The 22,947-nt window shown below is 43.7% G+C and carries 18 protein-coding genes and 1 tRNA gene; 17 read left to right on the plus strand and 2 right to left on the minus strand.

Annotated features, from left to right (window positions below):
* From glgA to ACOMA8_RS11940, 5 genes are all read left to right on the plus strand, one after another.
* Positions 1–1,431, plus strand: a complete 1,431-nt coding sequence (gene glgA / locus ACOMA8_RS11920) for a glycogen synthase GlgA (protein ID WP_421371002.1) — start codon at positions 1–3, stop codon at positions 1,429–1,431.
* Between the two features lie 284 nt (positions 1,432–1,715).
* Positions 1,716–4,127, plus strand: a complete 2,412-nt coding sequence (locus tag ACOMA8_RS11925; protein ID WP_421371029.1) for a glycogen/starch/alpha-glucan phosphorylase — start codon at positions 1,716–1,718, stop codon at positions 4,125–4,127.
* A 5-nt stretch (positions 4,128–4,132) separates the two neighbouring features.
* On the plus strand, positions 4,133–5,956 hold the full coding sequence (locus ACOMA8_RS11930) for a glycoside hydrolase family 13 protein (protein ID WP_421371004.1): 1,824 nt from the start codon (positions 4,133–4,135) through the stop codon (positions 5,954–5,956).
* Positions 5,957–6,032: 76 nt separating this feature from the next.
* Positions 6,033–6,842: a hypothetical protein gene (locus ACOMA8_RS11935; protein WP_421371006.1), complete on the plus strand. Its 810-nt coding sequence runs from the start codon at positions 6,033–6,035 to the stop codon at positions 6,840–6,842.
* 49 nt (positions 6,843–6,891) lie between these two features.
* Positions 6,892–7,077, plus strand: a complete 186-nt coding sequence (locus tag ACOMA8_RS11940; RefSeq protein WP_161899627.1) for a hypothetical protein — start codon at positions 6,892–6,894, stop codon at positions 7,075–7,077.
* Positions 7,078–7,187: 110 nt separating this feature from the next.
* Here the strand turns inward: ACOMA8_RS11940 and ACOMA8_RS11945 are convergent, their stop codons facing one another.
* Positions 7,188–7,379: a hypothetical protein gene (locus tag ACOMA8_RS11945; protein ID WP_421371008.1), complete on the minus strand. Its 192-nt coding sequence runs from the start codon at positions 7,377–7,379 to the stop codon at positions 7,188–7,190.
* Positions 7,380–7,554: 175 nt separating this feature from the next.
* Between ACOMA8_RS11945 and ACOMA8_RS11950 the strand changes: the two genes are divergently transcribed.
* Both ACOMA8_RS11950 and ACOMA8_RS11955 read left to right on the plus strand, forming a co-directional pair.
* Positions 7,555–7,638, plus strand: a tRNA-Leu gene (locus tag ACOMA8_RS11950).
* 267 nt (positions 7,639–7,905) lie between these two features.
* A complete protein-coding gene (locus tag ACOMA8_RS11955) occupies positions 7,906–9,120 on the plus strand; it encodes a pyridoxal phosphate-dependent aminotransferase (RefSeq protein WP_421371011.1) in 1,215 nt (404 codons plus the stop codon).
* Positions 9,121–9,213: 93 nt separating this feature from the next.
* On the opposite strand, the gene ACOMA8_RS11960 is transcribed toward ACOMA8_RS11955, so the two are convergent.
* Complete coding sequence (locus ACOMA8_RS11960) at positions 9,214–9,393, minus strand: DUF2187 domain-containing protein (RefSeq protein ID WP_161899630.1); 180 nt, start codon at positions 9,391–9,393, stop codon at positions 9,214–9,216.
* A gap of 553 nt (positions 9,394–9,946) precedes the next feature.
* Between ACOMA8_RS11960 and ACOMA8_RS11965 the strand changes: the two genes are divergently transcribed.
* The 10 genes from ACOMA8_RS11965 to hemW all read left to right on the plus strand — a co-directional run bounded on the left by ACOMA8_RS11965 (position 9,947) and on the right by hemW (position 22,776).
* On the plus strand, positions 9,947–10,780 hold the full coding sequence (locus tag ACOMA8_RS11965) for a helix-turn-helix domain-containing protein (protein WP_421371013.1): 834 nt from the start codon (positions 9,947–9,949) through the stop codon (positions 10,778–10,780).
* Positions 10,781–10,917: 137 nt separating this feature from the next.
* On the plus strand, positions 10,918–12,066 hold the full coding sequence (gene nagA / locus ACOMA8_RS11970) for an N-acetylglucosamine-6-phosphate deacetylase (protein ID WP_161899632.1): 1,149 nt from the start codon (positions 10,918–10,920) through the stop codon (positions 12,064–12,066).
* A 333-nt stretch (positions 12,067–12,399) separates the two neighbouring features.
* Complete coding sequence (locus ACOMA8_RS11975) at positions 12,400–13,101, plus strand: ABC transporter ATP-binding protein (RefSeq protein ID WP_421371015.1); 702 nt, start codon at positions 12,400–12,402, stop codon at positions 13,099–13,101.
* Positions 13,102–13,113: 12 nt separating this feature from the next.
* Positions 13,114–16,515 (plus strand): FtsX-like permease family protein, encoded by a 3,402-nt coding sequence (locus ACOMA8_RS11980; protein WP_421371018.1) that lies wholly within the window; start codon positions 13,114–13,116, stop codon positions 16,513–16,515.
* Positions 16,516–16,569: 54 nt separating this feature from the next.
* A complete protein-coding gene (locus ACOMA8_RS11985) occupies positions 16,570–16,707 on the plus strand; it encodes an OadG family protein (RefSeq protein WP_161899635.1) in 138 nt (45 codons plus the stop codon).
* On the plus strand, positions 16,700–17,830 hold the full coding sequence (locus ACOMA8_RS11990) for a sodium ion-translocating decarboxylase subunit beta (RefSeq protein WP_161899636.1): 1,131 nt from the start codon (positions 16,700–16,702) through the stop codon (positions 17,828–17,830). The genes ACOMA8_RS11985 and ACOMA8_RS11990 overlap by 8 nt, the downstream gene beginning before the upstream one ends.
* A gap of 472 nt (positions 17,831–18,302) precedes the next feature.
* A complete protein-coding gene (gene truB / locus ACOMA8_RS11995; protein WP_161899637.1) occupies positions 18,303–19,235 on the plus strand; it encodes a tRNA pseudouridine(55) synthase TruB in 933 nt (310 codons plus the stop codon).
* Positions 19,235–20,194, plus strand: a complete 960-nt coding sequence (ribF, locus tag ACOMA8_RS12000) for a riboflavin biosynthesis protein RibF (RefSeq protein WP_161899638.1) — start codon at positions 19,235–19,237, stop codon at positions 20,192–20,194. The genes truB and ribF overlap by 1 nt, the downstream gene beginning before the upstream one ends.
* Positions 20,195–20,412: 218 nt before the next feature.
* Positions 20,413–21,444, plus strand: a complete 1,032-nt coding sequence (locus ACOMA8_RS12005; protein ID WP_421371021.1) for a polysaccharide deacetylase family protein — start codon at positions 20,413–20,415, stop codon at positions 21,442–21,444.
* A 174-nt stretch (positions 21,445–21,618) separates the two neighbouring features.
* A complete protein-coding gene (gene hemW / locus ACOMA8_RS12010) occupies positions 21,619–22,776 on the plus strand; it encodes a radical SAM family heme chaperone HemW (protein ID WP_421371023.1) in 1,158 nt (385 codons plus the stop codon).
* Positions 22,777–22,947: the final 171 nt, after the last annotated feature.

Here is a 22,947-nt window from a genome sequence, read left to right on the forward strand (position 1 = left end):
GTGAAGGTATTGTTTGCAGCAGCAGAATGTGCTCCTTTTTTTAAAACCGGCGGCTTAGGGGATGTGGCTTTTGCCCTGCCAAAAGAACTGGTCAAAAAAAAGGTGGATTGCCGAGTAATTCTACCTTTTTATCAAAAGATGCCTGAGGTGTATCGAGAAAAATGTGAAGACCTCTTCAACTTTACAGTGGCGGTAGGCTGGCGTAAGCAATATTGCGGGTTGAAACGTCTCATTTTGAACGAAGTCACCTACTATTTCATTGACAATCAGTATTATTTTGGACGTGATGGAATATATGGTTATGGAGATGACGGGGAGCGCTATGCTTTCTTTCAATTAGCGGTAATTGAAGCGATGGAGCGTTTGGAATTTGTGCCGGATATTCTACACAGCAATGATTACCACACGGCGATGCTGCCATTTCTTCTCAAAGAAAAATATCGTTGGATAAAAGCATACTCCGGTATCAAAACAATTTTGACAATCCACAATATCGAGTTTCAAGGCTGGTATGAAGGTGGCAAGTTAGCTGATTGGTTTGGTGTCGGTATGGAGCGCTATGAAGATGGCACTGTGCGGATGAATAATTGTTTGAACTTTATGAAAGCGGGCATTTTGTACGCAGACCGAGTCAATACGGTAAGTCCCTCCTATGCAGAAGAAATCAAAACACCGGAATTTGGTGCGGGTCTTGATATCATCTTGCGGATGGAGTCGGGTAAGCTTTCAGGAATCTTAAATGGAATCGACTATGATCTAAATGATCCGGAAACCGATCCGCTGATTACCCATCATTTTTCCGCTGACGATCTCAGTGGCAAGGCAGCAAACAAGGCGGAGCTGCAGCAAACGATGGGCCTGCCAGTAAGGGAGGATGTGCCATTGATGGCAGTCGTCAGTCGTTTGACTCGCCAAAAAGGGTTCCATCTGCTTTTAGAAGAACTGCCGAATTTATTGCTGCAAGATGTCCAACTGGTGCTTTTAGGGACTGGTGATCCGGATTTTGAACAAGGCTTCCGTTATTTTGCAGCCCAGCATCCGGATAAGCTGTCGGTGAGCATTTCCTTTGATGTCAAATTGGCACAACAGATGTATGCCGGAGCAGATATTTTCTTAATGCCTTCTGCTTTTGAACCTTGTGGGTTGTCGCAAATGATGGCGATGCGCTATGGTACCTTGCCGGTTGTCCATGAAATCGGCGGGTTGAAGGATACCGTAATTCCTTTCAATCCCGTCACTGGTACTGGAACTGGTTTTGGTTTTAGTGATTTCTCCAGCTATCAATGCATGAAGGCGATGGAAAAAGCAATCACCTTGTACCATCAATCACAGCCTGCGTGGATGCGGCTGATGAAACAGGCGATGAGAACAGATTTTAGTTGGCAGACTGCCAGTGAAGAGTATTTAGCACTTTACCAAAGTGTCAACTAACACATTAAATGAAATAAGCGAATAATGGCGACGGGTCCATTGTGCTGTAAAACAGCAGTGATTTGTTCGGATCAAATGAGAAAAGAGCTGTAGCATTTGCTGCATGTAGCGCTTTTGTTACTCAATGATCCGAATACTTCTGCTACAGCACAAGTGAGGACCTTGTCACCATTTTTTCGAAAACAAGTACGTTTATAAAACAACCGAAAGTGGCCAACGTTGTGCTACTTTTGGCAATGGGCCAAAACGGTGATTCTCGGACAATTGGAGTGGTGAAAATGACAATGACGGTTAAAGGTTTTCAAAAAGAGTTGAAGCAGCGTTTAAGAGAGAAATATGCAATGGATATCAAAGATGCCTCCCCCCAGGAATTGTTTTACGTATTAGGTAGCGTGGTAAAAAAATACTATTCCAACGCTTGGACAGATACCTGGAAAGATTATCTGACCGCTGAGCAAAAACAGGTTTACTATTTTTCCATTGAGTTTTTACCTGGAAAAATGCTGAAAAGCAACTTGTTGAATCTAGGAATCCTTGACACAGTAACAAAGGGCTTGGAAGAGTTGTCGATTGATTTAAATGATCTGGTAGCAGTAGAAAAAGATATGGCCTTGGGAAATGGGGGCTTGGGTCGTTTGGCTTCCTGTTTTATGGACTCCATCGCTTCTTGTGGACTGCCCGGCAATGGCAACGGCATCCGCTATGATTATGGCCTGTTCAAACAGCGCTTTGTTGACGGTTATCAAGTTGAGTTGCCGGATGAGTGGCTGCGAACCGGTAATATCTGGGAGGTGCGGAAAGATTCCAAGGCAGTAGATGTTCGTTTTGGTGGCAATGTTTGGATGCAGGAAATGGCAGACGGTAGTTTGAAGCCGGTTTACGAAGATGTTCGTACCTTACGGGCAGTTCCCTATGATACAGCCATTTTGGGTTATGAAAATCAGATTGTTAATACATTGCGCTTGTGGAGCGTAGAGATTCCTGCATCTGAAGAAGACAAATACCGCAGCATTGAAGATCGACGACAGTTTGAAGACTTAACAGCTGTCTTGTATCCAGATGATTCCAACGAGCGGGGGCGACTGGTACGTTTAGCTCAAGAATACTTCTTTGTCTCGGCCGGGGTACAAAGTATTATGCGCTACTTCAAAAAATTGAATAAGCCTTTGACTTTGTTAAATGAGTATATCGCGATTCACATCAATGATACCCATCCGGCTTTATGTATTCCGGAGATGATGCGCATTTTGATGGACGAGTATGACATGAGTTGGGAAAAGGCTGTTTCGGTTACCACCAAGGTCATGAGCTATACTAACCACACCATCATGGCAGAAGCTTTGGAAAAATGGTCAGTGGAGCTGATGAAAACCACCTTGCCGCGTATGTATCAGATTATTGAAGAATTGGATCGCAGGTTTGTGGAGGAGTACAGTCGCTTCCATGATGATGAGCTGATTCAGCGAACCCGCATTATTCAAAATGGTCAGGTACACATGGCGCATCTGTCGATTATTTATAGTCACAGCACCAATGGCGTGGCGAAACTTCACTCTGATCTGTTGAAAGAAGTCGTCTTGCACGATTTTTATGTCCTGTTTCCGGAGCGCTTCAATAACAAGACTAATGGCATTGCCCAACGTCGCTGGTCCCAATTAGCCAATCCAGCCCTGTCAACAGTTTTGGATGAAACAATCGGTACCAGCTGGCGCAAAGACAGCGATGACCTGAAATTGCTGAAAAACTATGCCGATGATGCCAGTGTTTTACAAAAGTTGGCAGATGCAAAATTGGTTAACAAAAAAGCATTGGCCCGCTATATCAAAGACACAACGGGAATCGAGGTTTCAGCAAATGCTATTTTTGATGTCCAGATCAAAAGGCTCCACGCTTACAAGCGGCAATTACTGAATCTGTTGCATATCTTGAAGCTTTACTTTGATTTGAAAGAAGATCCCCAAAAAGCAATCAATCCTCGGGTATTCATCTTTGGAGCCAAGGCTGCACCAAGTTATACCTATGCCAAGTCAATCATCAAGGTCATCAACGAATGTGCAAATCTGATCAACAATGACCCGGACATCGATGGCAAACTCAAAATTGTCTTTTTGGAAAATTATAATGTGACCTTGGCGGAGCACATTATCCCGGCAGCAGATGTCAGTGAACAAATCTCATTGGCTTCTAAAGAGGCTTCTGGAACCAGCAATATGAAGCTGATGTTAAATGGCTCAATTACCGTCGCTACTCTAGACGGAGCCAATGTCGAAATTCGTGATGCAGTAGGTGACGAAAATATCGTAATTTTCGGTCTGACAGAAGAAGAAGTGTATGCCTACTATGAAAACAACGACTATTCTGCGCTGAAAATTTATGAAGACTCTCCTATCCTGCAGCGCGTCTTGAATGCCTTCATTGACGGCTCCATTCCCAACATTCATTTTGAAGGACAGGAAATTTACGACTCTCTTTTGAAGTACAATGATGAGTATTTTCTGCTGCGGGATTTTCAGTCGTATGTTGAAGCACAGGAAAAGATCGATTGTTTGTATTCGGACAAAACCCGTTGGCAGGAAATAAGTTTGATTAATATCGCCAATGCAGGTCGCTTCTCCTCAGACGACACAGTGATGCGCTATGCTGATGATATTTGGCAGATTGAACCCGTGGCAACCTTCACGAAGAAAAAGAGGTAAAAAAGATGGGGAAAATCTATTTCAATCCATGGCAAAAGCAATTCAAAAGTCCTTTCGGTGCAGTTGCCGAAGGGGCCTTTGTCCGCTTTGCTATCCAAGCAGACGACCCTGGAATCGCCCGCGTTTTTCTAATCATCACTCCTGAAGGAAAGCAGACCCATCGCATTCAAATGGAACCAGCTGAAGAAGGATTTTACGAGTTTGAATTCTTTTTCAATGATGGCAAGGGGCTGTACTTTTATCATTTTGAGTTGGAGTATTTGGCTCACAATCAACAGCGCTTTATTCGATATTATTGTTGGAGTGGCGAAAATGGTCATGGCCATTTGGTGGACCACTTGGAAGAAATCAAAGAGTATCAGGTCACCTGCTTTGAAAAGGCAGAAACTCCGCCAGCCTGGTATCGGGAAGCAGTGTTTTATCAAATTTTTCCTGACCGTTTTCGAAACGGAAATCCAGACGGGAGCATCAACTCACCCAAGCCAAACACGTTTATATATGGCAAGGTGACTGATGAACCACTGTATGTTAAAGATACACAAGGTGAAATTTTACGTTGGGACTTTTACGGAGGCAATTTTGCCGGTATCAAAGAGAAGATTCCTTATCTAAAGGAATTAGGCGTCAATGCCTTATACTTGAATCCTATCTTTGAGGCCCGCAGCAATCATCGCTATGATACAGCCGATTATCTGAAAGTCGACGGAATTCTTGGTACTGAAACGGAATTTTCTGAGCTGTTGGAAATTCTTCACAACGAAGGGTTTCATGTGATCTTGGATGGTGTGTTTAGCCATGTGGGTCGCAATAGTCGCTATTTCAACTACGACGGTACTTATGGCGAAGACGTCGGTGCCTATCAAAATATCCACAGTCGTTATTTCCCGTGGTTCACGTTTACCTCCTACCCGAATGATTATCGCTCTTGGTGGGGGGTCAAAGATCTTCCAGAAGTAGATAAAGACAATGAAGAGTTTCAGGAATTTATTTATGGAAAAGACGGTGTTTTAAGCAAGTGGAACCATTTGGGGGTGGACGGATGGCGTTTAGATGTAGCCGATGAACTACCCGATGGTTTTATCGCTGGGATTCGCGGAAATCTCGACTCTTTTTCAGACCAGATTTTGTTGGGAGAAGTTTGGGAGGATGCCTCAAATAAAATTTCTTATGGTGTGAGACGGCAATACATTTTAGGAAATCACTTGCAAGGGGTCATGAACTATCCGCTGCGAACCGCCACGATTGCCTTGTTGACAGAACAATGCGCGCCAAAAGATGTCGCGCTGGACTTTACACGGCTGCAGGAGAATTATCCCAAAGATGTCTTTTACAACAGCTTGAACAATGTCGGGACCCACGATACCGAGCGCATCTTGACCCAGTTGGGCGGCAATCGGGACAAATTGTCTTTGGCTTTTGCGTTATTGGTGCTTTTTCCGGGGGTTCCTTGCGTCTATTACGGAGATGAAGCTGGCCTGACTGGCGGTAAAGATCCTGATAATCGCAAATTTTTCCCCTGGGAGACCATCGATGAGGTGTGCTATCAAGCTTGTCAAAGCTGGCTGAAACTGCGACGAGAGAATCGGCTCTTGCAAACTGGCGAATTTGATTTGATCTTCAGTGAAAAACTGTTTGGTATTTTGCGTTACGATAAAACTGATTTTGTTTTGGCGGTATTGAACCCATTGGATGTCGATGTTGTTATCAATGCAGCTGACTTTGCCAGCTACCGTCAGTTACCTCTGGACCAGGAGCGCTTAGAGGAGTTGCTGGATGGGCAGTTTATTATGGCCAATCATTCATATGTGATTACTGGGAGATTCGATTGAAGATTTGCGCTAAAAGTCCGCGAATCGCGAAGTTTTGTGATAGAATGAGGGAAATCAGAAACAAAGGATGACGAGCATGAGCAACTATTCAGATATCAGACGGAAGCACTACCGCTTTCCTGCCTATAATGATGACGAGGGAGTCAAGATCCAGCGAGAGGAAAAGCGCAATCTCTTTGCTAACGATCGGAGCTGGCTGATCACGGATGAAAAAGACTTCGATCGTCAACCAGATCCAGTCGAACGCAAACGGGAAAGTGCGTTTTCAAAACGCTCCGAAGCACCAGATCGTACATTGCGGCGTTCGCGACGGGAAACGATGGATAAACAGGGACTGACGATTAATCAGAAAAAAGAGCTGAAAAAGCACCGTGACAATTTGCCGGATTATAGTCGGAAAGCGCCAGTAGAGGTCGATGCAGTAGGCCGCACCTCGCTTTTTGGCAAAGAGCCCCGTACGTCTTCGCTACGAAATCCCACGACCAGGGCGGAACGCAGTGGAGCAGATGGTTCTTTGAAGCGGCAATATTCTGGGCGCTCCTACTTTGTACCGAAGTATATCCCGGCTTCAGTGATTCCTGAGAAAAAAGAAGGGGAAGTCTCTAAAGCGGAATTGCTCGCTTCAATGGAGAAGCCTAAGGAAAACTTTTTGACTTTTGATACCGAAGTAGCTGCTTACCAGGAAAAAAAAGAAGATGCTCCTTCTGTCAGTAAGTTTCCTGCTGAAGAAGTTGTAAATACGAAAAACACTTCAGCTGATAGCAAGCAAGAAACTGTGTCAAGTGATGAACGACGACGCAGTGTATTGGATCGTAGTCTTTCGGGAATGATTGAAGAAGCCGACAATTCCGATAAGAACGGTTATTTTTCGAGAAAAGATCGCTGAGAAGATGGCTATCTCGAAAGTGGAATCTTGAAAAAGGCAGGGAAATGTTATGGAATCCTACGAAACGCAGTTGGATAAACTGAAATCCGGTGAAATCGATCAAATTGAAGTTTCTCATGAGCAGTTTATGCTGTTTCGAGAAGCTTGGTTGAAAAGAGAAGACCGCAAGTATTTTGTTGGTGAGGCTCACCACGATGGTGCGGTGACGTATCGTTTCGATCCAACCGTCTTGTAAGAAAAAAAACAGACAGGTGCGCCCACAGTTCAAACTATGGGAAAGCACTTGTCTGTTTTTTCTTTTTTAATTGGCTGCTATTTCATTTTCTTTTTGATCAAAGGGGTTCTTCAAGAGTTTTGATTTTTGTCATTTTTTTGGTCCAGCCATAAAAGGATGATATTTGCAAGCCAATCCAAAGCAATCCCAAGAATGATGCCTGTCATCAGACCATAAAGCAAATTCTCACAAATCAAGCCGATCCCCACTCCGGCTAAGATACCGATGAAGTTGAACTCGCCGTCAAATTGTTTTTTATCCAAGGGACAATCCTCCTTTTCACCATCTTATGACTTTTGTCTATAGTGTAACACATCTGTTTCTTAGTAGTAGTCTGGCTCGTTAAGAGAAAGTAGTGGGCTTTTTGACAGTTATCCTTGACAAAGACTGTCGCCATTGGTAAGATTATGAAGTCGCTGAGATAACAGGGACAGTGTTGCGGAAGTGTTGGAATTGGCAGACAAGCAAGACTAAGGATCTTGTGGGCGCAAGCTCGTGTGGGTTCGAGTCCCATCTTCCGCATAATAATCAGATAACGACTTTGCCATTAGGGCAGAGTCGTTTTTTGTCGACAAGAAGAACAATTGGAAATGCTTGTTGCAATTTTGCGACAGCTCGATTAAAGTTGGTATAAGCTGCGATTAGCGGGAAGATATCAGCAACCGCTGTTATTGTGCTTAGTGAATTCGAAGACAGCAATCGACGTATCGAGGGGTTTTTCTCGATAGAAAACTTAGTAAGACAGCATCAGATTTAAAAGTAAAACATAACTGTTAAGGGGGATTTCAGATGAAGCATTTTGAAAAGTCAACTAAGCTGGATGGTGTCAGCTATGATGTTCGTGGACCGGTTTTGGAAGAGGCCGAACGGATGCAGGAAGCCGGAATCAGCATTCTGAAACTGAATACCGGAAATCCGGCACCCTTTGGATTTGAAGCACCAAACGAGATTGTACGAGATTTGATCATGAATGTTCGAGAATCAGAAGGCTATTCTGAGTCAAAAGGAATCTTTGCTGCTCGCAAGGCAATTCAACAATATTGTCAGTTGAAAGGTTTTCCCAATGTTGGAATCAATGATATTTATACAGGTAACGGCGTCAGCGAATTGATCACGATGTGTATGCAAGGGCTTTGCAACAATGGTGATGAGGTTTTAGTGCCGACACCAGATTATCCGCTGTGGACGGCTTCTGTGTCATTAGCAGGAGGAAAACCAGTACATTATATCTGTGATGAGCAGAGTGAATGGTACCCTGACATCGAGGATATTCGCAGCAAAGTAACCGCCAAAACGAAAGCTATCGTTGTGATCAATCCCAACAATCCTACCGGGGCTCTGTATCCAAAAGAAATTTTGGAAGCAATCGTGGATGTCGCCCGTGAACACGATCTTTTGATTTTTTCTGATGAAATCTACGACCGCTTAGTGATGGATGGGCTGGTGCATATCCCAATCGCTACCTTAGCACCGGATCGCATGGTCGTTACGTTAAACGGTTTATCAAAATCCCATCGTGTTGCAGGGTTTCGGGTGGGCTGGATGGTGCTTTCCGGTGATAAATCTGGTGCCAAGGACTATATTGAAGGGCTGAACATGTTGTCTTCCATGCGCCTGTGTTCGAATGTTTTGTCGCAACAGATCATTCAGACTGCCTTGGGTGGCTATCAAAGTGTTGATGAGTTGCTGTTGCCTGGAGGCAGGATTTATGAGCAGCGGGAATATATTTACAATGCGATCAATGATATTCCGGGTCTTTCTGCGGTTAAACCGAAAGCCGCCTTTTATATTTTTCCCAAATTGGATATCAAGCGATTCAATATAACAAACGATGAACAATTTGTTCTTGACTTCTTACATGAACACCATATTTTATTGGTTCATGGGGGCGGCTTCAACTGGCAGCAACCGGACCATTTTCGAATTGTTTATCTGCCGAAGTTGGATGATTTAAAAGAGACAGCCCAAAGCATGCGGGCGTTTTTGGCAGATTATCGTCAATAAGGACTAGATTGAAAAAACCGTTTTTTCTTGATCTTGTAGCTGTAGAGCAGCGAGGATCAGAAAAAGCGGTTTTTTTTGATTTTTCGATAGGTATCAGTCAATGTTTCGACAAGCTTTTTTGCTCACGACGACGCGGTTGGCGAATTTCTCGGCAATTTCTTTGTCGTAAGGTTCAATAACATTGATTAGAAAAGCATTTTGATATTCTCGTTCCACCTGTCCTTTAAATGTTTGTTCGTGCCATTTAAAAATAACGTTCTCTTTTGCTTCCATACAAACCCCCCATAAACATACAAGTCTCTACTTAAAATCCCTCGATAAAATGAAGAACTTTTCGATAGTATGTGTGAAAAGTCGTAAAAGAGCAAATGCGAATACACATAAGTGAATCTGATCGTTTTGTATTGGAACTATTAAAAAGGAGTTAAAGTGGTGCGACTAGTCAAATCCCGGATTTTCCTTGGAAAATAAGTATTCTCGCGTTGATGATACTTAAAATCGAGGATATTACAAATGTGTAAGTGGTTACAAATGCAGTGCAATAGTATACTGGGCTTGTAAGCAGAAGTAAAACATCCTGTATTGAAAAGTTGTGTGAGCAGGGGGAAGTTTTAAAAACAGAAACTATCACTCCCTCGACAAAAAGGCTAAGCGAAGGGACCTTCATAAAAACGAGGACTCTACGCTCTTATGTGGTACAGGTTGATTGAAAAATTTCTAATAGTCGTTCTACTTAATAATGACTATCAAAAGCACATTACTATGTGATAAAACGAACAAAGGAAACATGTAATTTTTACATATTTTTGGGGGAGGCGGCGTAACTGTGGAAAAGGAAAAATTATCTTTCGGTGAAGTGATTAAAACAATCCGTAAACAACGGAAAATGACCCAGAAAATGTTGTCACAAAATATTTGCTCACAAAGTGTTTTGAGTCGAATAGAAAATGACGGTGAAATTCCGAATGTGTTGGTCATGGCGCAATTGTGCCAGCGAATGGGTGTGACTATCGATCAAGTGATGTCGATGCATTCAACAGAAGTCCAGCACCTCCATGAACTCTTGGAACAAATGGCATATTGCTTTTTTCATAAGGATTATGACAAGCTGCAGCACTTGTTGGAAAAGCCCAATCTCTTAAATCATCTGTATTTGGATATGGATCTACAACTTTACTATTACTATCTGGGGAGTTGCCGCTTTTTTAAAGACCAAGATCACGAACTAGCGCTAGAGGATCTCAAACAAGGACTGGCTTATACTTTTCGCCTAGAAAAAGCCAACGTGTCTGCCACTGAAATTCAACTGATCAGCTGCATCGGGCGGGTATACGAGGAACTTGGTCAAGAACAGACGGCCAGGGAAAATCTGGCCTATAGTTTGCAGCTTTTTTATGAGCTTCCGCCGGAACGAATGTCCAATATGGCGGCCAAAGTTTTTTATAACTATGCCCATTTTTTACATAATCAAGGGGAGTACTCACAAGGGTTAAAAATTGCCAAAGAGGGAATCGAGGTTGCTCGAAAACAGAAAAGCTACTATTATTTAGATGAACTTTTTTTACTAGCAGGGTTGATCTATGAAAAGCTGGGAAATGACGGAGAAGCAAAAAAATACTTTGAGGCTTCTGGGGATGTGCATTATATCAGAAGCATTTAAAATTTCAAAAGTGGTGTAGACCTTTCTTGACTTAAAAAAAAATTAGGAGTACCTTTAAGAAAGAAGGACGGACCGGTTAGAGGAAATATTTTCTGCCGGTTATCCCAACAGATTTTTTATAAAGGAGCGGTTTACTCATGAGACGTTTTGTGTATGCAGACAAATTTTTTATGAATTCTGATACTCGCGGAGCCGGCTATTTGGAATTGGTAGACGGAAAATTCGGTGACTATTTTAAGGAATTACCAGAAGCAACGAGCGAAGTAATTGATAAATCCGGTTACTGGATCGCACCAGGACTAGTAGATACCCATATTCACGGGTATAAAAACCACGATGTGATGGATAACGATGCAGACGGTTTGAAAGTCATGTCTGAAGGATTGTTAGAATGTGGTGTTACATCATTTTTGCCGACTACATTGACTTCAACAAAAGAACGTTTGAAAGATGTTGCAGCTACTATTGGTACGGTTCAAAACGACGTAACAGGTGCTAAGATTCAAGGAATTTATTTTGAAGGCCCGTTCTTCACTGAAGAACACAAAGGCGCTCAAAACCCTTCTTATTTCAGCGATCCGGATTTGGCTACTTTCCATGAATGGCAAGAAGCTTCTGGTGGTATCATCAAGAAAATTGCTTTGGCTCCAGAACGAAATGGTGTCAAAGAATTTGTCAAAAGTGTGACAGATGAAGGCGTCGTTGTGGCATTGGGTCACAGTAATGGGACGCTGGAAGAAGCAACTGAAGCTGTCGAAGCCGGGGCAAGTGTATTTGTTCACGCCTACAATGGTATGCGGGGGTTGAACCATCGGGAACCGGGAATGGTTGGGGCGTTATTAACATTGCAACACGTTTTCAGTGAACTGATTTGTGATGGGCACCATGTACATCCACAAGCTGCAGAAGTTCTGATGGAAAAAGCTGGCCACGACCATGTCGCATTGATTACTGACTGTATGATGGCTGGTGGTATGCCAGATGGAGACTACATTCTTGGTGAATTCCCTGTTGTTGTTAAAGACGGGACCGCTCGTCTGAAAGAAGGCAATCTGGCAGGTTCAATTCTGCGTTTGAAAGAAGCTGTGAAAAACGTTGTTGACTGGGGGATTGCAACGCCAGAACAAGCAGTGATGATGGCTACTTGGGTACCCGCAGTTAGCTGTAAGATTGACCACCGTTGTGGGAGTATCGCTAAAGGCCGTGATGCAGATTTCATCGTCTTGGCTCCTGATATGACATTGACTGAAACTTATTTAGACGGTGAAAAACGTTACGAAGCATAAAATTTACAATTGAAAGCAAGCCTTTCGACGCGCTGTCGGAAGGCTTTTTATATTGTCTTCTTTTGAAGGCTGGTATTACTAGCGAAAAAAGAAATTTGACGACTCGATACAAAAGAGTTTGTGAAGGAATCCATTAAGAAATTTGGTGCATGACAGATTCCTCGCTGAAAGTAAGAACTGATTTAGTTATTTTCTTAAGCGAGCTGTATCAAAAATTGCAAGCTTCTTGAATAAGGTGCATTAAATAACGATGGAGGAGTTTAGGTTAGCGCTATCATAAAAGGGTATGTTACACTTATAAGTAAGAGAATAAACAGATTAGAGGGTATTTGAATGAGTTATATCGAAGTGATTGACGAAGTAAAAAAATATCATATGGGAGATACAGTTATCGTCGCCAATGATCGAGTGAGCTTTGGCATCGAGAAAGGGGAAATCGCTGTAATCTTAGGTCCCAGCGGTGCAGGAAAATCCACTGTCTTGAATATTCTAGGGGGAATGGATACCTGTGATTCTGGAACAGTCGCGGTTGACGGCACGGATATTTCCCATTTCAATGATCGACAATTGACTGAATACCGGCGCAATGATGTGGGATTTGTCTTTCAATTTTATAATCTGGTGCCAAACTTAACAGCAAAAGAAAATGTCGAACTGGCGGCTCAAATCGTAGCGGATGCTGAAAATGCCGAAGACACCTTGCTGAAAGTCGGCCTGGGAAAACGAATGGATAATTTTCCTGCGCAACTTTCCGGTGGAGAGCAACAACGGGTGACGATTGCCAGAGCTTTGGCGAAAAAGCCAAAACTGCTGTTGTGTGACGAACCCACCGGTGCCTTGGATTACGAGACAGGAAAACAGATCTTGCAACTATTAGAGGATGCCTCGCGTCGGATGGGGACGACCGTAGTGATCATTACTCATAATTCGGCAATTGCTCCCATGGCAGATCGTGTCATCCGTATCAATGATGCAAAGGTCCGCAGTATTGAAGAAAATCCAATTCCGACGCCCATCTCGGCGATTGAATGGTAGGTGTTGGCTAAAATGAAGAAACGTGCCTTATTGAAGACTGCTATAAGAGAGGTTCGCAACTCTCCGACTCGTTTTCTATCAATTTTAGGGATCATCTTTTTAGGTGTCGCCTTTTTTGTTGGAATCGGAGCAACCGGACCGGATATGATTAATGCAGCAAACGACTATTATCAAAGGCAGCAGTTGGCAGATGTTTCGGTAATTTCTACGCTGGGTTTGACGGACACTGATCAACAACTTTTAGAAGCAAATCCACAGGTTGAACAGGCACAGCCACAGTATATGCTGGATTTGAACATGACGAAGCTGAACAAAGTGATTCGCTTTTTCGGTCATGAAGCCAAGGATTCGTTGAATCAATACAAAATCGTCGCCGGTCGTCTCCCTGAAAAAGCTGGCGAAGTAGCGTTGGATCAGGTAGCCCAATTACAAGGAGATTATCAGATTGGTGATACGCTAACAATTGAAAAGGCAGACGATTTGCCAAATCAGTTGAAAGAGCACCAGCTGAAAGTTGTCGGGTTCGTGAATTCGCCGGAATTTATTGAAAACCTGAACCGGGGCAATACGACTGTGGGGAGTGGGACTATTGACTATTTTGCGGTAGTTCAAAGTGCGGATCTTGACCTCGAAACCTACAGTAGAATCTTAGTGTCATTCAAAAAGGCTGTGGCGGCAACTGCGTATTCAGAAGATTATCAAACAGCCGTGGATGACGGAATCAAAAGCCTGAAACAAACACTGAAACAGCGTCCCCAAGATCGGTTAGAAGAAGTGAAGGCAACCGCTGAGGAAAAATTAACGGATGTCAAAAAGCAGATTGATGAAGGCGAAAAGGCGCTAGATACCGGTGCAGAAAAGCTTGAAGCAGTTCGCAAACAGCTGGATGATAGCAAGACGCAACTAACAGAAAAAGAGCAAACGCTGCAAGAGGCGCTTGCCCGGGGACAAGAACAACTGGATTTGGCCCAGACACAATTGGAGCAACAGCAGAGTCAGCTGAAGAGCCAACAAGAGGAGCTGACCAAACAGTGGCAAGCGTTGGATCAAGCCAATGAACAGTCACAAGCGTTTTTCGAAAAGCAAGGTGACATCGACAAAGTCACAGAAGGCGCCGAGCAGTTGCAGCAAGAATTGAAACAGTTGCAAAGTTTGCTGGCAGACATTGTGACTACCAAAAAGGTTGCCGCTAGCCAGATGGAAAACACCATCGCCGCTAAACAGAGGGCTTGGACAGAAATTGTCAATTCACTTCCTGATAATGCTGCGCTGCAAGCAGCATTGGCAAAAGTGAGCCAGTCCGGTAAGGCAGCAGATCTATCAACTTTTGAAACCGTGGTTGGAGAATACACGAAGACCACCGCTGCCGAAGCAGAAAAATGGCAAAAAGAAGCAGCGGAATACGCCGAAGAAGCAGCAAAACTAAATCCCGAAGTGCTGGCAGAAAAAGGACAGCAGCTAAAGCAAGTGGAAGAGCAGTTGCAAGAAGCGGACAAACAGCTGCAAGCTGGCCGGGAAGAGTTGGCACAGCAACGTCAGACTCTGCAAGAACAACAAGCCGCCGGTGAAGAGCAGTTGGCAGAAGCCAAACAGGAGTTGGCTAACGGCGAGGCAGAATACCAGAAAAATGTTGCTCACTATCAAGAGCAAACCTCTGAAAATATGCCCAAATTGCTGGATGCTCAGCTGCAGTTGAAAAATCAAACCCGCCAGCTTGCGGAAATGAAACCGGCGGATTATCTCTATTCTGATCGGGATACCAATCCCGGGTATACGGAATACAAACAAAATGCCAATCGAATCTCCAGTCTAGCTACAGTTTTTCCGGTGATTTTCTTTTTGATTGCTGCATTGGTCAGTTTGACGACGATGACTCGAATGATTGAAGAAAAGCGCAGCGAAATCGGCACCTTCAAAGCGCTGGGTTATAAAAATACGGAAATCGCACAAAAGTTCATTTTGTATTCACTGACAGCCGGACTATTAGGAACCCTCGCCGGTTTGGCACTAGGCTTTTACCTGTTTCCAACAATTATCGTGAATGCTTATGGCCAGCTATACAATATGAAAGAATTCACTACTCCCTGGTATTTGTCGTATACCATTGTTGCAACTGTTGTAGCGCTCATTTGTACGGTTGGTATCGCGCTTTTGACGTTGCGGTTGGATCTGCGCAGTTCCGCTGCAGCTCTTTTAAGACCAAAAGCCCCCAAAGCAGGGCGTCGCGTTTGGCTGGAAAGGCTCACACCGGTCTGGCAGCGCATGAGCTTTATTCAAAAAGTAACGGTTCGTAATCTATTTCGCTATAAATCGCGGATGTTGATGACGATTTTTGGAATTGCCGGTTGCACCTCTATGATCGTGACTGGTTTTGGTCTGCGAGATTCCATAGGGGATATGGTGCCGCTTCAGTTTGAGAAGCTCTGGCAGTATCAGGGAGTGGTTACCTTTAATGACCACAGCACAGATGAACAGACACAACACTATGAAGAGGCATTAAAAAAATTGGATGGTTTCAAAGAGGCATTGCCAATCTCTGCTCAAACACTGACTTTATCTGGCGAAGGCCAAAATCCTCAAGATGTTTCAGTTTATGTACCACAAAAGCCTGAGGATGCCGGTAGTTTCCTGCTTTTCAACGATCGCAAAACCGGTGAAAAGTACCAATTAACAGACGATGGCGCCATCATTGATGAAAAATTAGCCGCTCTTTTTGCCATTGAAGTGGGAGATAAGCTTCAGCTGAAGTCTTCTGAAGGTAAAGAATATTCATTAAAAGTTTCCGCGGTGGCTGAGAATTATGTCGGACATTTTGCTTATGTGACACCAGAATACTTCAAAGAAATCTTTCACGAGGAACCACAATATAACAGTGAGTTTCTATTGTTTGACCACCAACCTGCAAGTAAGCAGCAAACGGCGATTGCTAACCAACTGATGGCCAATCCAAAAGTTGTAAATGTGACCTTCTTATCGGATTCTTCTGATGCATTGGACGATACGGTGGGCGTGTTGACAATCGTAGTCTGGGTTTTAATTATTTCTGCAGGTCTTCTGGCATTGATCGTATTGTATAACTTGAATAACATCAATATTTCTGAGCGAATTAGAGAATTGTCCACGATTAAGGTTTTAGGATTTTATAATAACGAGCTGACGATGTACATCTACCGGGAAAATATCATTTTGACAGTCTTGGGGATCGTGGCAGGACTCGTATTAGGCTTTTTCGAACATCGGTATGTGTTGCAGACAGTAGAACTTGATATGCTGATGTTTTCTCCGGATGTTCATCCGTTGAGCTACCTCTATGCGACCTTAATCACGCTGTTCTTTACCTTAGTAGTCGGTATTGTAGTGTATTTCAAACTGAAAAAGGTGGATATGATTGAAGCGTTGAAGTCAAATGAATAATGTTTTGCGTCAAAATCGCAAAACATTTAAAAAGCAAAGAAGGAGTGAGAAAAGATGAAGATGGATCTGCTAGAAGCCGGAATGGTCACGATTGTCTCGATGGGTATCGTCTTTCTGGTACTAATGGCGCTGTGGGGAGCGCTGGAATTGATTCATAAATTGGTAACGGGCGGGGGGACTTCAGATGGGTGATATCTTGCGAAACATGGTGGAGACTTCTGGATTTGCCGGATTGACTTGGCGCCATCTGGTAATGATTGCCATCGCACTGATTTTTATGTATTTAGCGATTTTCAAAGAATATGAACCTTACCTGCTTTTGCCAATTTCATTTGGAATCTTACTGGTGAACCTGCCTTTTACCGGGATTTTTGCTGGGCCCACAGATGTAGAACCTGGTGGCTTGTTGTATTACTTGTATCAAGGAACCAATTTGGGAATCTATCCACCGTTGATCTTCCTCTGTTTAGGAGCATCAACGGACTTTGGGCCGCTAATCGCCAACCCCAAAACCCTGTTATTGGGGGCGGCGGCCCAGTTTGGAATTTTTGCTGCATTCTTTGGTGCTATTGCCTTGGGAATGACTGGACTGGAAGCTGCTGCAGTGGGAATTATCGGTGGTGCAGATGGGCCAACTGCTATTTATTTGACGACTCGGCTGGCTCCTCATTTACTGAGTGTCATCGCCATTGCGGCTTATTCCTACATGGCATTGGTACCGATTATTCAACCACCGATTATCAATGCCTTGACGACTGCTGAAGAGCGGAAGATCAAAATGACCATGCAACGGACCGTGACTAAAAAGGAGCGAATTTTATTCCCTATCTTTACTACGATTTTTGTGGCGTTAGTGGTTCCTGCCGCCACGACATTGATTGGTTGTCTGATGTTAGGCAATCTGGTACGAGAATCGCAAGTGGTTCCTAAGATTACCGAAACGCTGCAAAATGCAATGATGTATATCATTACGATTATTTTGGGGTTGACAGTTGGGGCAAAAGCAGAAGCGGACATTTTTCTTTCTGTCACCTCATTGAAGATTATTTTCTTAGGGTTAGCCGCCTTTGCGATTGGAACGGCAACCGGCGTATTGTTTGGCAAACTCATGTGTAAACTTACCAAAGGACAAATCAACCCGATGATTGGTGCCGCGGGGGTGTCGGCAGTTCCAATGGCAGCGCGAGTCGTGCATAAAGAAGGACTCAAAAATGATCCTTCCAATTATCTCTTAATGCATGCCATGGGTCCCAACGTTGCCGGGATTATCGGATCGGCAATCGCAGCTGGAACGCTGTTGGCCTATTTCCAGTAACGGTCGCTGGATAAGTAATAAAGGGAATGTGAATAAGTAATTTCCAGTTGCTAAACAGCGGATGTTTAACCACAATTAATAAAAAGTATACAGATGAGAAAAATTTGTGCCCCTCTTTATGTCTTAGTCCGAAGAAAGAACATGACCATACGTGTCAAGAAAAAGTGAATTAGGCTGACTTCCCTTAATGAAATCAAGTTTAGTCAGCCTTTGAAATTTTTAGCAGTGAAAAGCCGACGATCTTCCAATGGTGTTAATGGAAGATCGTCGGCTTTTGAGGGCTCACGTTTGGTGTTGTTCGCTTTGTAGGACGGTGATTCAACTATTGTCACAGACCCTTTTCAGTTTTGCAGAAAAGGATTTGGGGAGAGTTTTCAAAAAAAGTTAAATATCCAGGTTTAATAGAAGGGAAAGCCGGTTTATTTTTGAAGTTTTCTGTTATAATAGCAAGGTTGAAAGGAAGGTGCTACCGATGGACGGTATCTTGGCTTTGTGGAAAGAGCGGGGCATGACCAGTCATGACTGTGTCTTTAAGTTGCGCAAAATATTACATATGAAAAAAATTGGACACGGAGGGACCCTTGATCCGGAGGTGGATGGTGTGTTGCCCATCTGTGTTGGAAAAGGGACCAAAGTGATTGAATTTTTGCAAGACAGTGGCAAGATCTACGAAGGGGAGATCACATTGGGCTATGCGACGGATACCGAAGATCGTTATGGACAAGTGATTGACGAGACGCCGATTAAGGAACCTTTTTCTGTGGAAGCAATTGATGAGGTGATGGCAGGTTTTCTGGGAGAAATCACTCAGATTCCGCCGATGTACTCTGCAGTCAAAGTAAATGGTCGCCGACTCTACGAATATGCCCGTGCCGGCGAGAGTGTGGAACGACCGCAGCGCAAGGCAAATATCGCCGCCTTTGAACGAATCAGTGAGCCCGTTTATGATCAGGAAAGACAGACTCAGTCGTGGCGTTTTCGTGTCGAATGTGGCAAAGGGACTTATGTCAGAACGTTAGCAGTGGATACCGGGGCTAAGCTAGGTGTTGCGGCCTGTATGACAGATCTCACACGACTTGCCAGTGGGGGCTTTGATCAGAGCCGTGCAGTTACTTTAGAAGAAGTTGCCCAGGCAGTTGAGCGTGGGGAGCTGGCAGAAATTTTACTGCCTTTGGAATATGCACTGAAGGATATGCTGCGAGTGGACATTGATGAGTCTCTGTGGCAGCGAGTTAAAAACGGTAGCCGACTGACCATCACTGAACTGCAACTGCCGGAAATGCCTGCAGGACCAATCGCAGTGTTTTACAAAGAGACTGCTGTCAGCATTTATGAAAAAAATCCCAAAGAAAAAGAGGGGTTAAAACCCTTGAAAGTATTGCGAACGGAGATGGAGAACAACTAATGGAAATCATCAAAATCCGACACCCATATGATCAAAGTGAAATTCCCAAGGAGAAAGTCGTTTTGGTTCTAGGCTTTTTTGACGGTGTTCACCGAGGACATCAAAAGGTCATTCAAGCCGGGAAGAAAAAAGCAGACGAACTAGGTGTGAAATTAGCCGTGATGACGTTTAACCACCATCCTTCTGTTGTTTTCAAAAAGATGGGAAAAGAAGACTTGAAATATCTCACCAGCCTGTCGCAAAAAGAACGACTGATGGCATGGCTGGGCGTCGATTACTTGTATGAAATTGAGTTTACTTCTGACTTTGCCCATTTGCCACCTCAAGATTTTGTCGATCAATACATCGTGGGGTTACACGCACAAGCGGCAGTCTCTGGGTTTGACTATACTTATGGACCCAAAGATATCGCTGATGTGGCCCATTTGCCAGGCTATGCCAAGGGGCGCTTTGATGTAATCACGGTCGCTAAAGAAACTGAGGAGGGCGATAAGATCAGCTCTTCTCGGATTCGGGACTTGTTGGAAGTCGGTGGGATGGAAGAAGTTAACCACTTATTGGGTTATCCTTACAGTATCGATGGGGTTGTCGTTCATGGGGAAGCTCGCGGACGAACGCTGGGTTATCCCACTGCCAATATCAAATTTAGTCATTACGCCCGATTGCCCATGGAAGGTGTCTATGTCTGTGAAATGACTATCGCTGGGAAACGCTATCCAGCAATGGGCTCGATTGGCCATAACGATACGTTCGGTGAAGGTCGTCAATTGACGATGGAGATCTATGTTCTGGACTTCAATCAAGATATTTATGGCGAACAGGTCAGCGTGAGTTGGTTGCACCTGATCCGCGGGCAAGTTAAATTCGACGGCGCCCAAGGACTGATCGACCAACTACAAGAAGATGAAGCAGCGACTCGTCGTTACTTTATCGAAAATCCGATTGAAGAAATAGAATAAGCTTAGACCAAAAACCGAGTGTGCTAATGCACCTCGGTTTTTTTGGCTGCCATCAGTTTCTACCAAACAGGCTAAAGGCGGGCTTTTTTAAGACCTTGCAAAACTGTTAGCCGATTTTGGGGGATATTGAGGTGATTTTCGGCTGTTATCGGTTGACCCGAGTCTAACCCGAGTGGTAGTTTCAAGATACTTGAGTTACATGAAAGTGAGGAGTCGGGATGTCGGAAAACAAACGCAATGGCAGACATGGAAAAAAGCAGAATTCATTTCAAAAAGCAGCGCCAGTTCTGATCGGCGCAGTAGTTTTATTGCTGGCCGCAGTCGCATTATATGGCATTTTTCAAGCAAATCGTGGCAAATTGTCTGCAAATCAGACAGGAAATGCCCAAGTAAAAAAAGAACAAGCGCCATCCTCTGATACCACCAAGGATCGAGAAGAAAAAACAGCTGCCTCCGAAACCACAACGTCAAAAACAAATGACAATGATGAAGATGTTGAGGCAGCAACAAAAGATTCGAAAAAATTACGCGTGGCTAAAGGAAAAAACCATAACGAGGCTGCAAAAGACTATGCTTATGATCCTAAATGGGTTCAAGATGTTGTCGATGGACGAGCAGTCAACGACGGTCAACGCCTTTGTTTTTTAACCTTTGATGATGGAGTCAATCATGAAGTTACGCCGCAAATTCTGGATGTTTTGAAAAAAGAGCAAGTTCACGCTACTTTCTTTGTTGTTGGCAATACAATTGGTGACAAGACGAAGGATATTCTTGAGCGACAAATTTCAGAAGGCAACAGTATTGGTATCCACAGCTTTGATCATGACTATGATAAGTTGTATCCTGGCAGGACAGCAGATTCTTCCCGCATTGCAAAAGAAGCCGAAGATACACAAGCAGCGTTGAAAAAACAGCTGGGACAAGATTTTCAAACAACTTCATGGCGCTATCCTGGAGGACATATGTCTTGGCATAATATGGTGCAAGCTGATGATGCGCTGGCTGCTCAAGGGCTGCACTGGGTGGATTGGAATGCAATGAGTGGGGATGCAGAACCGGCGAGCACCCGACCTAAAACGGCAGACGAAATGGTTGCCTACCAGGAAAAATCAATTACGGAATATCCGGATGTCAAATTGCGAGTAGTGCTGATGCATGATGCTGCAGATAAGCAGGTAACTGTCGCAGCGTTACCGCGAATCATTCAATTTTATCGAGACAAAGGATTTAAATTTGGTATCTTGGAATGAAAAATTGTCACATGTGTCTTTATCAAAAAGATAGGATTCATTTCCTAAAACAATGCACTACCTGTAAAATTCAGGAAGTTTTTAGATAGGTTTGATGAGCTGCCGGCAGATTGCTATTTGTCTGAGATAATGCTAGACTGAACTGCAAATCTTTTGGACTGCGAGGAACATTAAATGAGCCATGACACAGGGCAGGATATCTCAGCTTACATCCACATCCCTTTTTGTGAACATATCTGTTACTACTGCGACTTCAACAAAGTTTTTTTGGAAGGCCAGCCAGTGGATGAATATATCGAAATGCTGTTGCGGGAAATGACGCTGCAACTGGAAAAGACACCGATCAAAAGTGCACCAACTCTTTATGTTGGTGGAGGCACACCCACATCATTGACTGCAAAACAATTGGAACGGCTGTTGTCGGGAATTGTCGAGCGTTTTCCGATGGAGACTGTGACAGAATTTACAGTTGAAGCAAATCCCGGGGACTTGACTGCTGATAAACTTGCGGTAATGCAAAATTATCAGGTTAACCGCCTCTCAATGGGAGTCCAAACCTTTGATGATCGGCTGCTGAAAAAAATTGGTCGCCGACATACCTCAGCAGATGTTTATGAAACAATGGCCTTTTTGGAAAAAGCTGATTTTCGCAATGTCTCCATTGATTTGATCTATGCGCTTCCGGGTCAGACCTTAGCAGGCTTTAGAGAGACACTGCAGCGGGCAATTGAGCTGGATCTACCCCATTATTCACTATATTCGCTGATTCTGGAAAACAAGACGATGTTCATGAATTGGATAAGGCAAGGGCGGTTGACACTGCCAGATCAAGAAGAAGAAAGCCAAATGTTCGAAGAAACGATTTTGGCGATGGAAAAGGCTGGTCGCAAGCAATACGAAATTAGTAATTTTGCATTGGCTGGCAAAGAATCTGAGCATAACAAAGTCTACTGGCACAATGAGCACTATTTTGGTTTTGGAGCGGGTGCTAGTGGTTATGTAGGAGATACACGGTACAAAAATTTTGGGCCAATTCAGCACTATTTGAGTCCCCTTAGAGAAAACAAGTTGCCGGTATATGACGAAGAAACCCTCACTGTAAAAAGTCAGATGGAAGAAGAAATGTTTTTAGGGTTGCGACTCAAAGAAGGGGTCTCTGCCAGCCGCTTTGCTGAAAAATTTCAGCGTTCCATTCAAGAGGTTTACGGAAAGGTTTTGGCTGAAGAACAACAAGCTGGTTTATTGGAAGTAACTGGTGACCGCATCCGCTTGACCGAGACGGGACTTTTGATTGGAAATGACATTTTCGAACGTTTTCTGATAGATGAATAGAGGTAGTTCAAAAAGACCGAGCCGATGATGGCCCGGTCTTTTTTGGTTCTACAATATTTAGTGTTGGTGGAAAATCTCCGATTTTCTTCCAACACTTTTTTGTATGCGAAGTATAGAAAAAGAGATACCCAAATTGATAGAATGAAGTCGACTAAAACACACTCACCAAGA

This window comes from Enterococcus infantis, from assembly GCF_049166715.1.
Taxonomy (GTDB): domain Bacteria; phylum Bacillota; class Bacilli; order Lactobacillales; family Enterococcaceae; genus Enterococcus_C; species Enterococcus_C leclercqii.

Bases quoted from the DNA above. Each gene is read 5' to 3' on its own strand.
- ACOMA8_RS11925 (WP_421371029.1), top strand. From the start codon at position 1,716: ATGACGGTTAAAGGTTTTCAAAAAGAGTTGAAGCAGCGTTTAAGAGAG.
- ACOMA8_RS11930 (WP_421371004.1), top strand. From the start codon at position 4,133: ATGGGGAAAATCTATTTCAATCCATGGCAAAAGCAATTCAAAAGTCCT.
- ACOMA8_RS11935 (WP_421371006.1), top strand. From the start codon at position 6,033: ATGAGCAACTATTCAGATATCAGACGGAAGCACTACCGCTTTCCTGCC.
- ACOMA8_RS11940 (WP_161899627.1), top strand. From the start codon at position 6,892: ATGGAATCCTACGAAACGCAGTTGGATAAACTGAAATCCGGTGAAATC.
- ACOMA8_RS11955 (WP_421371011.1), top strand. From the start codon at position 7,906: ATGAAGCATTTTGAAAAGTCAACTAAGCTGGATGGTGTCAGCTATGAT.
- ACOMA8_RS11960 (WP_161899630.1), bottom strand. From the start codon at position 9,393: ATGGAAGCAAAAGAGAACGTTATTTTTAAATGGCACGAACAAACATTT.
- nagA (WP_161899632.1), top strand. From the start codon at position 10,918: ATGAGACGTTTTGTGTATGCAGACAAATTTTTTATGAATTCTGATACT.
- ACOMA8_RS11975 (WP_421371015.1), top strand. From the start codon at position 12,400: ATGAGTTATATCGAAGTGATTGACGAAGTAAAAAAATATCATATGGGA.
- ACOMA8_RS11980 (WP_421371018.1), top strand. From the start codon at position 13,114: ATGAAGAAACGTGCCTTATTGAAGACTGCTATAAGAGAGGTTCGCAAC.
- ACOMA8_RS11985 (WP_161899635.1), top strand. From the start codon at position 16,570: ATGAAGATGGATCTGCTAGAAGCCGGAATGGTCACGATTGTCTCGATG.
- ACOMA8_RS11990 (WP_161899636.1), top strand. From the start codon at position 16,700: ATGGGTGATATCTTGCGAAACATGGTGGAGACTTCTGGATTTGCCGGA.
- truB (WP_161899637.1), top strand. From the start codon at position 18,303: ATGGACGGTATCTTGGCTTTGTGGAAAGAGCGGGGCATGACCAGTCAT.
- ribF (WP_161899638.1), top strand. From the start codon at position 19,235: ATGGAAATCATCAAAATCCGACACCCATATGATCAAAGTGAAATTCCC.
- ACOMA8_RS12005 (WP_421371021.1), top strand. From the start codon at position 20,413: ATGTCGGAAAACAAACGCAATGGCAGACATGGAAAAAAGCAGAATTCA.
- hemW (WP_421371023.1), top strand. From the start codon at position 21,619: ATGAGCCATGACACAGGGCAGGATATCTCAGCTTACATCCACATCCCT.